The 13,448-nt window shown below is 45.6% G+C and carries 9 protein-coding genes and 2 tRNA genes; 3 read left to right on the forward strand and 8 right to left on the reverse strand.

Translation table 11 applies throughout. The annotated features are described in order from the left end of the window. Window positions 1–63 precede the first annotated feature (63 nt). Window positions 64–1,989, reverse strand: coding sequence for a DUF3857 domain-containing transglutaminase family protein (locus AACQ93_RS17805; RefSeq protein WP_084419290.1), 1,926 nt, complete (start codon window positions 1,987–1,989; stop codon window positions 64–66). Further along, the gene (locus AACQ93_RS17810; protein WP_064607287.1) at window positions 1,986–3,122 is read right to left on the reverse strand and encodes a hypothetical protein; all 1,137 of its coding nucleotides are present in this window, start codon (window positions 3,120–3,122) and stop codon (window positions 1,986–1,988) included. Before AACQ93_RS17810 ends, AACQ93_RS17805 begins: the two co-directional genes overlap by 4 nt. Before the next feature lie 486 nt (window positions 3,123–3,608). Here AACQ93_RS17810 and AACQ93_RS17815 point away from each other — a divergent pair, with 486 nt between their 5' ends. Then, window positions 3,609–4,655, forward strand: a complete 1,047-nt coding sequence (locus AACQ93_RS17815) for a GlxA family transcriptional regulator (RefSeq protein WP_064607290.1) — start codon at window positions 3,609–3,611, stop codon at window positions 4,653–4,655. Here AACQ93_RS17815 and AACQ93_RS17820 read toward each other — a convergent pair. From AACQ93_RS17820 to AACQ93_RS17845, 6 genes are all read right to left on the reverse strand, one after another. After that, entirely contained in the window at window positions 4,650–6,212 is a 1,563-nt protein-coding gene (locus AACQ93_RS17820) for a cryptochrome/photolyase family protein (protein WP_064607297.1), read from the reverse strand. The two genes, AACQ93_RS17815 and AACQ93_RS17820, sit on opposite strands and share 6 nt — an antisense overlap. 120 nt (window positions 6,213–6,332) lie before the next feature. Next, window positions 6,333–7,640 carry a DASH family cryptochrome gene (locus AACQ93_RS17825; RefSeq protein WP_064607300.1) on the reverse strand — a complete coding sequence of 436 codons (1,308 nt, stop codon included), beginning with the start codon at window positions 7,638–7,640 and terminating at the stop codon, window positions 6,333–6,335. 54 nt (window positions 7,641–7,694) lie between these two features. After that, the gene (locus tag AACQ93_RS17830) at window positions 7,695–8,255 is read right to left on the reverse strand and encodes a sugar O-acetyltransferase (RefSeq protein WP_064607303.1); all 561 of its coding nucleotides are present in this window, start codon (window positions 8,253–8,255) and stop codon (window positions 7,695–7,697) included. A 154-nt stretch (window positions 8,256–8,409) separates the two neighbouring features. Beyond that, complete coding sequence (ptsG, locus tag AACQ93_RS17835) at window positions 8,410–9,798, reverse strand: PTS glucose transporter subunit IIBC (RefSeq protein WP_064607306.1); 1,389 nt, start codon at window positions 9,796–9,798, stop codon at window positions 8,410–8,412. A 1,010-nt stretch (window positions 9,799–10,808) separates the two neighbouring features. Continuing rightward, window positions 10,809–11,531 (reverse strand): YebC/PmpR family DNA-binding transcriptional regulator, encoded by a 723-nt coding sequence (locus tag AACQ93_RS17840; RefSeq protein WP_064607310.1) that lies wholly within the window; start codon window positions 11,529–11,531, stop codon window positions 10,809–10,811. Between the two features lie 148 nt (window positions 11,532–11,679). Continuing rightward, the gene (locus AACQ93_RS17845; RefSeq protein ID WP_064607313.1) at window positions 11,680–12,318 is read right to left on the reverse strand and encodes a glutathione S-transferase family protein; all 639 of its coding nucleotides are present in this window, start codon (window positions 12,316–12,318) and stop codon (window positions 11,680–11,682) included. 308 nt (window positions 12,319–12,626) lie between these two features. On the opposite strand from AACQ93_RS17845, the gene AACQ93_RS17850 reads away from it, so the two are divergent. Both AACQ93_RS17850 and AACQ93_RS17855 read left to right on the forward strand, forming a co-directional pair. Further along, window positions 12,627–12,717, forward strand: a tRNA-Ser gene (locus AACQ93_RS17850). 41 nt (window positions 12,718–12,758) lie between these two features. Beyond that, window positions 12,759–12,835, forward strand: a tRNA-Asp gene (locus AACQ93_RS17855). The last annotated feature ends 613 nt before the right edge of the window (window positions 12,836–13,448 follow it).

Genomic DNA, 13,448 nt, shown 5'->3' on the forward strand with positions numbered 1-13,448 from the left:
AGATATTAATTAATGAAGGGCAGGTTGCTATTGGCAATCTGCCCTTTTAGTTAGGAAAGATTATTAAACTTCAGTCTTCTGTACTTTTTTGGAGAGCTTGCCTTCAAACTGAATCAGAGATTCACGTTTGAGCAAGTTAAGAAATGCATTGAATGACTCAATCTGATCCGGCCTGACTGTTTGTTCCGGAATTGCCAGCTCGGTTGTCAGCAACAGTTTTCCGTCAGGTTTCAGGAAAACTTGGCGATGCATGGTTCCGAAGTCATGTTCAAAGTTTAGAATGGCCGGCGTGTTAGTAATTTTCCAGATCTTATTGGTGTCGTACAAAAACTCAGAGCGCACTTTCAGTCCAGGAAAATATTCACTGAACTGCTTGTTCGACAGCTTCATTATTTCCAGCTCATTTTTAAGCCATGCATCGTTTTCTTCATAAGTCAGTTCAGTGTTGGTATTGAGGAATGGGCGGAGAACGGCATCAGAATAAACCGCCAAATCAGCCGTCATAGCATTTAGGTCAGGAATATCAAAAGATGGTTCGGCATAGGTCGAAACCTCATTCTGATATTGGGCTGTCAGCCACTCAGCCTGCCCTTTAGCGGTTTTATTCAAAAGCAGGCCACGCATGGATGAGGCGTATTCACCATGATAATGTCGCTCCTGTTGTTCAGTTTGTCCGCCCTCACTGTTGAATTTGATTCGGGTGCTGATATCCATTTGCCAGCGGTAGCGGCTGTTATTAATGATGGTCGGCATTTGTGCAGGTTTCAGTGGCAGCGCAACTTTGTTCTGAATCCAAGATGGCGTGTATTGCCAGTTGGTGTCTTGATCTGTTGCGTCAAGGCAGTATTGGATTCCAAGGCGATCAAAACACACCACGACATGATCGAAATATCGCATGGTTGGAATACTCAGCACATTCGGTGACGTGCGATCGGAGGCGATTAACGTCAGGTATGGATGAATGCCGATATGGCGAAGCAGTTCAGCCAACAGCATGGATTTGTCTTTGCAGTCGCCGTAACGGTTTTTGATTACTGAAGCAATGCTGTGCGGAGTGATAGCATGACCAAGCTCAGACATGGAGACATAGCGGATATCCCTCGCGACGAATTCGTGAATGCGGCTGATTTTCTCATCAGTCGTTTCTGTGCCGGGAAGAATACGATCAAGCAGTGTTTTCGCACCTGATGTGTCTTTCAGTGCCTGATGCATAGCGGCGTTGGAGGTATCGATTACCTGTTGCCAGTTTTGCAGTTCACCGATCGCTATCTGGTCGATATGATCCCGCCAGTAGATATTCGAATCCCCTTCGAAAGCCGGAATGTTTGAACCTGAGCAGCGCATGCGGTTGGAGCTGCCTTCACACTCCACATTATGGCTACTTGATGACCAGTGAAGCTTATGTTTGGCAGGCCACTGAACAGACAGTTCAAAAGTGGTAATCGGGTAATTTCGTTGCGAGTAGAATATCTCAGACCAGTCGGCTTCTTGTTTGCTGAGATCACGGTCAATTTGATATTCGAGAACGGTTAAGCTGCCATCAGACAGGCCGGGAATGGTGAGAACGACTTCTTTGCTATCAGAAAAACTACGGTAGTTGTCGGTATCCAGCACTTGCGCTGAAGATGGAGTAAGTGAAGTGACCACGCCGTGCTTGTCGATCGATGCGGCAGACAGTAGCGTTAGTTTCTCCATTTTCTCATTGAAGTAAATAGAGTGATCACCGTGGTTTTCGACATCCCGGGTGGTCGGGTAGTACCAGAGTTCACGAATATGCTGAGTCACTCTATCTTTTTTGAAGCGGATGTCATTGGCCAGCATCACCAGAGAGACTTCATCCGGGCGGTGTTCTCGGCTGCGATAAGCGTCAGCTGTATCAAAAAGCCTTCCGCTTTCAGAAAGTTTCCATTCAATGGCCTCTTGGGCTGTGGCTTGGCTTGTGGTTAGCAGAGCGGTCAGACAGAAAAGCAGACGAAGGTTCATTTTCATAACGGTTTAAACTCCTTCGCCATCTTCTTGAAGTTGTCTGCGCGTTTGCGGTAAGAATATTTCGGAGCTGTGAGGTGGCCGATCAGTTCATAAAGATCATCGCCATGTTCAAAAATTGTCATAGTGTAAAGTAGCGGATCGCCCAGCGACTTACCTTCACAAGTGACATAAGTAATGACGCTCATCTCGGTTGGAACCAGTCTCCGTTCTTCACGGCATTGCATGCCTGGCTCATCTTCCTGAACTATCTGGATTCGTTCTCGGACTTTGTTATTCAGCGTATCTTGATTGGTATATTTGAAAACAATGAAATAAGAGCCTTCTATTTCTCCTGCCAACTCCAGTTTCGCTTCACCCTCAGAAAAGCTGCCAATCTCAACTTGTCGCCAGCCTGAACCATGAATCGGCAACTGGAAGTTATTTTCCGTTGAAGCAAAGAGACTGTTGTCAGTCAGCGGTTTGATTTCTTGAATCAGGTATGGGGAGACAGATGAATAAATGGCGAGGCACAGCACAATAGGAAACATAGGGATGATAACCAGCCACTCTTTCCAGCTGTAGCCGGATGATTTTCCTTTGAACTGAATATTGTCGTACTTTGATGCGCACTTATGTTTGATGGCATTAAAGCGCTTACTGAGCATACAGAATAATCCGGACCAGATTATCAGGGCGAGGAAATCAACCCAGCCAGGCAGAGCAAACTTTGATGAGACCCAAAACAAGGTGGTCACAGAAATGAGGGATACGGCCCAAAGCCTGAAAGTGGCCACTGAATAATTGATATCCAGCTTGTTTTCCAGTTCTTTAAGATGCTTATTGAGCGTAGGACAGGCAAAGAGCTGGACAAGAATAAAGTTAGGGACAAACAACCAGAGCCATGGCTTAAAAGGGTGACGGCTTAACAGTTTCATCTCTTTTATTCGGGCAACCATCCAGAAACAGGTATAGATACCAAAGGTGCTGAAATGAAGGAAAAACTCCCACCACGGAGAGCGTATAGCCCGAATTTCAATGCTGGAAGACGGAAGGTTGTGATCCGGACTCAGCTGATTGTCTGGTGTCTGAACCGTTCCAGCTGTTGCGGTTTCTGCGACTGTCGTATCAGGAATCGATGAGGCGTTGTGAGTCATGGGTGAAGATAAAGCCTTAAGCAATAAAGTGCTGATGTGAAACTGTGGGCATTGATGTTATCAATCAAACACTCAGATGTGAATCTGGTTGATGTGCAGTTGTGAAGTCACTGAGTAAAACGTGTAATAACTGAGGATGCAGATGTATCGAGATAAAAAATCCAGCTATTGAAGTAAAGCTACTGATGAATAAGGTACAAGGTATAGCGATAAAGTTGTGAGCAGGTCGGAGAAATGTGGCATGTGCGGAATAAGCGAGGTTCCTGTTCCGTTGTTCCGTAACTCGCTTATCCGCACATAGGTATAACAGGACAGTGCCAGCCTAAGAGTCGATAGCCGGACTACAAAGCTGAGAAGAATGCAAGCTTGTGAGAGTGCAGCTGTCCTGTTCTGGTGATGAGTATAGGTTGACAACTGCATATTAATTTAGTGATATTTGGACGTTTTTTGGGATAATTTAGACATTCTGTACCACGCTTTTTCCTTATGTCCGCATCAGAACTATTAAATTCGCTTCATAGCTCAAACAATCGCCATCCTGACGTCAGATTTTTGCTTCTGCCTCTGCCTGATTTCAACATGCTGCCATTTGGCGGCTTTCTCGATAAGCTCCGTTTGTCTGCTGATGAGGAAGATCACAGCCAGCAGCGTTATTGCTCCTGGGATATTGCCGGGCTGGAGCCGTCAATGATCACATCAAGTTGTGGTGTGTCGGTGGCGGTGCAGAAGACAATCGATGAGATTGAATTGGCTAACTATGATTACCTGGTGGTGTTCGGTGGGCGAAGCGCGCGGGGCAGTCTGGAACTGACAGGTCAGTACAGTCATGTGCTGCGTAAGGCTGCGGCCAGAGGTGTCGCTCTGGTCAGTATTGATAATGCCTGCTTTTTGTTTGCTGCATCCGGTCTGCTCAATAACCACAGTGTTGCCATGCATTGGCGTCATGTGCCGGAGTTCAGGACTATTTTTCCCCGCATTGATATCCGTACCGAGCTGCTTTATTGCATTGATCGTAACCGGATCAGTTGCGCCGGTGGCCGGGCGGCCATTGATTTGGCGGTGGAACTGTTGTCGCGCCATTGTGGCCGGACAAGAGCGCAGAAAGGCTTGGCGGATATGTTAGTCGATGAGGCGCGCGGGCAACTTCACCAGCTGAAATCTCTTGATGAAGAGTCACGTATCAATACCACAGCCGGACGCCATGTCGGTCGGGCAATAAGTTTGATGCGACAGCTATTAGCTGAACAGAAAACCGTGGATGAACTGGCCGATACGTTGGCTATCAGCCGACGGCAGCTTGATCGTCTGTTTAAAGACCATTTTGGTAAAACTGCGCGTGAATATTGGGCTGAAATGCGAATGCAGCATGTTCATTGGCGGATCGTCAATTCCGCTCATAGCTTGCAATATCTGGCTGATGAAGTCGGAATTCAGGATGTCAGCTACCTTTGCAAGGTATTCCGTAAGCGCTTCGGCCTCAGTCCAAATCAGCTCCGGAAACAAGATATGCCGGGTATAACGCCGAAGCTATAATTCGTCCAGATTATCCAGGCAGTACCGGGCTCGATTCAGTACTTTTTGCTGTTGCTCATCAGTGAGTTGATCCCAGCTTCGGTAGATCATTCCAACTCGTGGGTTGCGGGTCAGACGTTTTTCATGAGTGTGAAGAAAATGCCAGTAAAGGCTGTTGAGCGGGCAAGCGTTATCTTCGGTTTTGAGTTTGACGTTGTAGTGGCAACCGGCGCAATAGTCACTCATTTTGTTGATGTAGTTACCGCTGGCAGCATAAGGTTTGGTGGCAACAATCCCGCCGTCGGCAAACTGGGTCATGCCGCGTACGTTTGGCATCTCAACCCATTCAATGGCATCAATGTAAATCCCTAAATACCAGCGATCCACTTCATTCGGATCAATCCCTGCCAGCAGGCAGAAATTACCGGTAACCATCAGGCGTTGAATATGATGGGCGTAAGCATAATTCAGCGATTGGTTGATGGCGGCTTTCATGCAGGCCATTTTTGTCTCGCCGGTCCAGAAGAATTCCGGCAAAGGGCGATTTGCCCCTAATTCATTTTGTTGTTGATAATATGGCATGTTCCCCCAGTAGACACCGCGGATGTATTCTCGCCAGCCGAGGATCTGCCGGATAAAGCCTTCAACTTGAGCTATATCTATCTCGCCATCAGAGTTGTGCCATGCGTCCAGAGCAGCCTGTATAACCTGCATTGGATGGAGTATTTTGCTGTTCAGAGCAAAAGAGAGCCGGGAGTGATACAGGCTCCATTGGTGATCACTTTTTCCGGTCATGGCATCCTGGAATTGACCAAAACGGGGAAGTCCGTAGCGGCAGAACCAGGCCAGTTGCTCGATAGCTTGCCCGCGGGTGACGGGCCAGAGAAGATCATCGTTCGTGGTTCCGATTGTTTTTACTTGATGTCGTTCAAGTCTGTCCCTGATGTCACGAATCGGATTACTGAATACAAGCGGAGCCGGTATCACAGCAATATCGTCAGGCTTGAGTTTGTTGCGGTTCTGCTTATCAAAATTCCATTTGCCACCAACAGGCTTGCCGTCGGACATCAGGATGTCAAAGCGCTTTCTCATTCGGCGGTAGAAATGCTCCATCAGGATATGTTTGCCCAGAGGGAACTGCTCCATCAGTTCCGAGCAAGGCAAAAGGAAGTGCTCACTATCGTATTCACGTATGGTTATAGCGGAAGGCAGCTTAAGGGTATGGAGCTGTTCATACAGCCTGTATTCGTCCGGTCGCTGAAACTCAAAGTGACAGATACCGTATTGCTCACAAAGTGAATTAAGTAGTGCCGGAAGATCTGCGTAGCCTTGGGTATCATCAAGAGTCAGATACAAAACATGATGTTCGGCTTGAGACAGGGCATTGGCGAAGTTAGCCATGGCCGAGAAAAAGGCGCAAACTTTTTGGATATGATGCCGGACATAATCCGTTTCCTGTTTCAGCTCGGCAATAACATAGAGTGTGCTGTCATCTTTTTCTTTATACCAAGTGTGAGAAGCATTGAGCTGATCCCCGAGTATCAGCCGCAATGTCTGATATTGTTTGTTTATCGACATCCTACTTTTCCTTGTTATGAACAGGCTCGTTACGTTTGTTGCCTGACTTCCACACGGGTTACCATCACCCGCTTTTTTTACTCGTAACTTCTGCCCTTTCCAACTACTAACTAATAGCGCCTATTTTATCGGCCAGTCAGCAGCATCGACGGCATCAAGGTTGCCGTCATTCTCATTCCCTCTCCATTTACGGATAAAGGATTGCTCGGGATCATAGAGTTCAGTTTGTTTTAACAGATTGAAATGACGGTGCTCTTTCGGATCGGCACCGACTCCGGCGAGGTACTGCCAGTTTCCCCAGTTAGAAGCTACATCGTAATCAATAAGTTGTTGTTCGAAGTAAGCTGCACCGTAGCGCCAGTCCAGGCTGAGTTCGTTAACCAGGCAACTGGCAACCAGTTGGCGTCCCCGGTTAGACATAAAGCCGCTCTGGTTTAGCTGGTTCATGCAGGCATTGACGATGGGGTATGGGGTATTGCCGTGACACCAGCGCTTAAAACGCTCCGGGTAAAAACTGGTATTGGGCGATTTGTTTTTGATGCCCTTGAAGCGGAACAGTTTCTGCTGATGGTTGTGGGCATACCATTGGAAGTATTCTCGCCACAGCAACTCAAACTTGATCCATTCGGTAGACGAGTTTTGCTCGACTTGTTGGTGGTAGATTTCAAGGCGTTCGATAAGCGTTCGTGGCGAGAGACACCCCAGAGCCAGCCAGGGAGATAATTTCGTTGAATTTTCCCAGCCGTCCAGGGCATTTCGGGTGAGTTTGTAATGGCTAGGGTGGCGACTGGCAAAATAAGCCGTTAGGTGCGACAGTCCTGCTTCTTCCCCGCCGGTAAATTCGGATGGGTGATGAGTCAGCAAGGGACTGATGACATCAAACTTTGGCAGAGTATTCGGTGGTGAAGGTAGCGATGTTAGTCTTCGCATGGGTGTCTGGATCGGGTGGTTTTCAACCTGCTTGCGGAACTTGGAGAAAGTAGGTGGTAGATCTTCAATATCGAAAGGTAACTCCGGTTGGTCAAAAAGGGTATGGCTTGCGACCGTTGTAAACTGCAAATATGGATAACGTTTCTTAAGGATCTGCCAGCTTTGGTTTTCATAAAATCCGGCATGCTGGCTGCGATAAAGTACAGATACATTATATTGAGTGATTAGCTCCGGCAGGATGTTGAGCGGGTGATCAAGCAGAATAACCAGATGCTGTTGGCATTGGTTTAGCTGACGGTTCAAGTCGGTTAATGATTGCAACAGGAATTGCTGACGCTGAATGCCGAGCTGAGTGACAGAATACGGCAGCATGTTTGCTTTGTGCTGGGGCAGGCAGTAGATGCAGATCAGCTCGTTGACCTCCTTTGCCGCCAGTGCCAGCGCCGGATTGTCATGCAGCCGTAAGTCATTTTGAAAAAGGAATAACCCCGTAACCATAGCTTTCAGTTAGTTATCAATACATAAGTTAACTATAGCTCGGGGTGGTGTCGCTTATTGTGCTGATTCTGAATTTAGCTTTTTGATAATTTTCGCCGGGGAGCCACCAACCAGGGTATCTGGCGGAACATCACGGGTGACCACAGAGTTCGCAGCAACGACAGAGCGGGCACCGATAGTGACACCCTGGCAGATCACCACCTGACCGCCGATCCAGACATCATCTTCGACAGTGATCGGTTTACAGGTGGTTTCCCAGCGCCGGCGGCTCTGATAATCCAGTGAATGGGTCGGTGTATAAAACTGGGCGTTGGGGCCGATCAGTACGTTGTTTCCGATATGGATTTCGGTGTTATCCAGCATGGTCACACCCATATTGAGGAAGGTGTTACTGCCTATGTGAATGGTTTTTCCGAACTCGCACAGGAAAGGCGGGGTGACAATACTCCCTTTCCCCAAAGAGCCGAGAAGCTGCTCTAGCAACGCCTGCATCTTATCGCCCGGGTTATTGTTGATTTGTTGCTTGAGGGAGGAGGCGTTGTCCCTGATAGCGCAGATCTCGGGATCCAGACCATTGAAGTCTTCACCGTTAATCATCTTTTCGAATTCTGTCATGACGTTACCTGAAATTTCGGTTGGGTCGAACTGGGTAAGGTAATCATTCCGGACTGGAATGGATAAATCGCTAGTTGGTTTTATAGCCTTGTTCAAATAAAAAAACCGGGCCCTGAGGCCCGGTTTAAAGTCTCACTCAGACTTTAATAATCGATTAAGCTAGCGCTTCCATCTGACCTTTGATGATTTCAGAGTGGGTACCGAATACCGCCTGGAAGTTGTCGCCTTTCTCGAAGACACCTGCTGCACCCAGAGCTTTCAGGCGAGCTGTGTCAACTTTAGAGCTATCGTGAACTGTAACACGTAGACGCGTGATACATGCTTCTAGGTCTTTGATGTTAGCTTTACCGCCGAATGCTTCAGCAATATCTTTAGCCAGGCCATCAGAAGCAGTGTTTACTTCAACTTTAGATTCGTCTTCGTCTTCGCGACCTACAGTCTTCAGGTTAAGTGCCTTGATTAGCGTTGTGAACACTAGGAAGTAGATTACTGCGTACACAAGACCGATTACTGGTAGCAACCAACCGTTTGTTGACTGACCGAATAGTAGGGTGAAGTCAAACAGACCGTGGCTAAAAGTAGTACCGTGTTTAATGCCCAGCAGAATCATTACCACGAAAGCTGAACCTGCTAGTAGTGCGTGAGCAACGTACAGTACTGGAGCAACGAATAGGAATGCGAATTCGATTGGCTCAGTAATACCAGTTAGGAATGAAGTCAGAGCAGCAGAACCTAGGATTGAAGCAACTTTCAGTTTGTTCTCTGGCTTAGCAGTTACGTACATTGCAAGACATGCAGCTGGTAGACCAAACATCTTGAACATGTAACCACCAGCTAGGTTACCCGCAGTTGGGTCGCCAGCTAGGTAACGAGGGATTTCACCGCGTACAACTTCACCAGCAGCAGTTGTGAACTCACCAACTTCGTAGAAGAAAGGTGCGTTCCAGATGTGGTGCAGACCGAATGGGATTAGAGAACGTTCAACGATACCGTAGATACCGAATGCAACTTCTGGAGACTGGTAAGCAGCCCACTCAGAGAAGCTTGCGATACCTGCACCGATTGGCTGCCATACAACAGCAAGGATAGCAGCAACCACACACGCAGCCAGTGACGTTACGATAGGAACGAAACGTTTACCGCCGAAGAAGCCAAGGTAAGTTGGTAGCTTGATAGAATGATATTTGTTAAACAGCTGTGCGGCCACCAAACCCATGATTACACCACCGAATACACCGGTGTCTGTACCTTCTGCGACAACGCCAAGTACGCGGGTCATTGTCAGGTAACCCAGACCTGCTGCCAGTGCTGCTACACCGTCGTTTTTGGTAAAGCCTAGTGCAACACCGATGGCAAATAGCAATGCCATGTTGGCGAACACACCCAGACCGGCTTCCGTCATTACTTGAGCAACGATATCAGGTAGGAACTTAGCAACCTCGGAGTTACCACCGATACCAAGTAGGATACCTGCAGCTGGCATACACGCTACAGGTAGCATGAGGCTACGCCCCATTTTTTGCATAGTACTAAAAACGTTCATTTGAACCCCCATTCATTATGAACTTTTAAATCCGTATTGTATTGTCTATATATGATTTGAAACTATTTTCGCTAAAAACTCACCTGCTGAGTGAATCAGGAAATATAATTAGCGATAAAACTTTTAATTGTGCGGTTATCTGTTATCTATATCAGTTGATAACCTTTTTTATAAAATAAACACGTCGTCTTAAATATGGCTTTTTAGCTCTTTATATGATTTTCATGTTTATTTGTTTTACTCCTTGGAGTTTTGTTTTCTTCCCTCCAATTCATGTTGCTTATCATAGGTGAGGTTTAAAAAAAATTACGAGTCGTACGTCACACTGGATGTAACATAGTGTAATTTATAGTTTCTTTAGGTAACGAAAAAACGGAGTTATGTAAGTTTAACGTAACGTTGTTTCGTAACGATGAGGGGTAAAAAGTGCTTTGAAACCAACTTTATTTCGCCTATGTATCTGAAATAAAGGTGATTTTGTCTTTTGTTTCAATGGTTTTTGAATGTTACATTTCAGCTGTTTCTTTTCATATTGTTACGCAGATTTGGTTTTGTGATCGTTATAACAAATCAAGTTATGCTGTAATTTGCATATTTTAAGTTAAGCAGTTTTTTTATATCAAACTGGTTGGTTAAAATATGTGAGCTTCAAGTTATATAGAAAGGCTTTTATATTTTCTTTGTGCTTTTTTCTTAGTTGTAAGAGTGGTTTTATACGTTCTTAACACTGGTTTTTTTAACCTGTTTGGTAAGGTATTTAATAAAACCAATAAAACGGTTTCTTATAGCCTTTATTTGTGGCTTGTGTGCATGTGCGGTTTGTTTTTAATATTACAAATCTCCCTTATTCTTTAAATTGTATTGTCACACAATAAAGTGTGATGACGTTCAATTTCATGATTGGAATATAAAGCTTTATATTTTACCGTTTCGGTTTAGGCGTATTAGAATCAATAGGTAAAAAAATAGCCGGCTTAAGCCGGCTACTTTGAGAGCTCTAGCTGAACAGATTAGTCAGCGATCTCTGCGTTGTGGTATACGTTCTGAACGTCATCACAGTCGTTCAGTGCATCCAGGAATTTTTCGAATGCAGCAACGTCGTCACCAGACAGCTCAGTCATTGTCTGAGGAACGAATGAGATTTCTTCTACGTCGAGAGTTACGTCTGGCATTGTTGCTGTCAGCGCGTTCTTAACTTTGAAGAATTCAGTGTGAGGAGCAAAAACAGTGATGACACCGTCTTCACACTCGATGTCGGAAACATCAACGTCTTCCATCATCAGGTTTTCCAGCACGGCTTCTTCATCTTCACCTTTGAACTGGAATACAGCCTGATGCTCAAACATGTGAGCTACGGCACCTGGGCCACCGATTTTAGCGTTGTTCTTAACGAATGCCTGACGAACATCCATGTAAGTACGGTTGTTGTTGTCTGTCAGGCAGTCAACGATAACCATGCTGTTACCCGGACCAAAACCTTCGTAGCGCGCAGTTGCGAAGTCTTCGCCTGCACCGCCGGTCGCTTTATCGATCGCTTTTTCGATAACGTGGCTTGGTACCTGATCTTTTTTCGCTTTATCCATCAGACGACGTAGGGATAGGTTGCTTTCTGGGTCACCACCGCCATTCTTCGCACATACGTAAATTTCTTTACCGTACTTAGAATAAAGTTTTACTTTGGCGCCCTGGGTTTTTGCCATAGACAATTTACGGACTTCAAAACTGCGTCCCATAGGAATCACTCTCTTTAGATATTTGGGATTTCTGTTGGAGCCGGATTTTACCAGCTAGCAGGTGGTTAAGGCTAGTGTCAATATAGACAACAAAGATTACTGTTGTTTGATAACGAGCAATCGACGAACAATAACCACTTGCTAAGACTTATTGGAACACGCTGAGATCGATCTTTTCGATTTCACTTACCGCGCAAATAGTCGGATGTTTCACCAGATCTAGCAGGTATCGACCAAGGTTCGGATAAGCCATTGGTGTTTTTTCTATGGCAAATGACCACAGTGCCAACATGAACAGGAAGAAATCACAGGCTGAGATTTTCTCACCGAGAAGATATGGTTTTCCTTCCAGCTGTTGATCAAGCACAGCTAAAGCTTCCCCGATACGTTCTTCCTGAGCCGCTTTAACAGTTGGAATCGCATTGTCATCTGTTGTGTGTCTGTGCGGATAGAAATAAGTCATCAACTCAGCTTGAAGGGTATTGTTGAGGTAGGTAAGCCACTGGAAGAACAACGGGCGTTCTTTACTTCCCGGTAAAGGCATTAGATCTTTTTCCGGGTGTTGCTCACATAGGTGGATACAAATCGCCGGGCTTTCAAACAGCGCCAGTGAGTCATCAACTAATGTCGGAATTCGACCTGCTGGATTCAGCTTCAGGTATTCAGCCGATTTCTGAGAGTTTGATGTTCTGTCGACAAGGACTAGCTCGTAATTCAGGTCCATGTAATGTAGTAAAAAATGAGGGGCCAGACTGGCATTTCGAGGATAGTAATAGAGTTGGTACATTTAAAATCCTTGTCTAATTCATCGGTATTGCAGTTTGCTTATCGGGTTCAGTTACTGAAAACCTACCCTGATGCTGTGTTGTGTTTTCTTTCAACAGTAATGAAAACAGGAGTCAAGTATACACATGAAATATGCAACTAATTTGACTTTGGCGGTAATGAAATTAGATTTAATGTATTTTCACTGTTACTGCGATTCACTTCTGAACTAATAAGCTGAATTAGAGCAAGCTTTAAACGGTTGAAAGAAAACTACTGAAAAATTGCTTTACAGTATTCAGATGTCTCAGTATTATTCGCCGCACTTACGGAGAGATGGCTGAGTGGTTGAAAGCACCGGTCTTGAAAACCGGCATACGTTTGTAGCGTATCTAGGGTTCAAATCCCTATCTCTCCGCCATATTCTAGAGGTTGGGCGCAAGCCGGGCTTCATACAGAATTGGAGCGGTAGTTCAGTTGGTTAGAATACCGGCCTGTCACGCCGGGGGTCGCGGGTTCGAGTCCCGTCCGCTCCGCCACTGATTAAAGCCTCTGTCGAAAGACAGGGGCTTTTTCATATGTGTTAACTTTTGTGTCTGCCCTTTGGGCGAATGAGTTCTCGAAGAGTCCCGCAGGAAGGCCTGCCCGTCGTGTGACCCCAGTAGAGCGCTAGCCCGGCCGCTCTGCTACTACATTGAAGGCTTAGACTAGGCGTTTCCATTGCACCACATGTATTTCTTCCTCTTACCTGTTGTTTTAACCGAAAGATAATAGCTTCCTTGTATGTAATGACATTGCGTCTATCTGCTGGGTGCGAGCGTTTTCTTTATCTTCTCTTTGTTACAGTAAATATAAAAAAGCATAAATATTGAATTTATATTTGTTCTGAGATCTTAATATTGTCGTTTGATTAGAGTTTGTTGTGCTTAAAATGACAACGGGCAAAAAAATGCTTGCTGATATTACTTTCACCTTTTGCGTTTGGATTTGTTTCGTTATTGACACATATATTATTTGGTTGCATTTAGAATATGACTAAAACTCACCAAAAATTGGTGAGTGGAATGGTTGGTGGTAGGTTTATTCCTCTCAATGGGTTTGATTAAAGTCTTTATGGTTTTTTTGAGCTTATTCCTGGATGCTTATTCTGAT

It is taken from the genome of Photobacterium sp. J15 (assembly GCF_963870815.1).
GTDB lineage: Bacteria > Pseudomonadota > Gammaproteobacteria > Enterobacterales > Vibrionaceae > Photobacterium > Photobacterium marinum.

Coding starts and splice junctions, on each gene's coding strand:
- AACQ93_RS17805 (WP_084419290.1), bottom strand. CDS start 1,989: ATGAAAATGAACCTTCGTCTGCTTTTCTGTCTGACCGCTCTGCTAACC.
- AACQ93_RS17810 (WP_064607287.1), bottom strand. CDS start 3,122: ATGACTCACAACGCCTCATCGATTCCTGATACGACAGTCGCAGAAACC.
- AACQ93_RS17815 (WP_064607290.1), top strand. CDS start 3,609: ATGTCCGCATCAGAACTATTAAATTCGCTTCATAGCTCAAACAATCGC.
- AACQ93_RS17820 (WP_064607297.1), bottom strand. CDS start 6,212: ATGTCGATAAACAAACAATATCAGACATTGCGGCTGATACTCGGGGAT.
- AACQ93_RS17825 (WP_064607300.1), bottom strand. CDS start 7,640: ATGGTTACGGGGTTATTCCTTTTTCAAAATGACTTACGGCTGCATGAC.
- AACQ93_RS17830 (WP_064607303.1), bottom strand. CDS start 8,255: ATGACAGAATTCGAAAAGATGATTAACGGTGAAGACTTCAATGGTCTG.
- ptsG (WP_064607306.1), bottom strand. CDS start 9,798: ATGAACGTTTTTAGTACTATGCAAAAAATGGGGCGTAGCCTCATGCTA.
- AACQ93_RS17840 (WP_064607310.1), bottom strand. CDS start 11,531: ATGGGACGCAGTTTTGAAGTCCGTAAATTGTCTATGGCAAAAACCCAG.
- AACQ93_RS17845 (WP_064607313.1), bottom strand. CDS start 12,318: ATGTACCAACTCTATTACTATCCTCGAAATGCCAGTCTGGCCCCTCAT.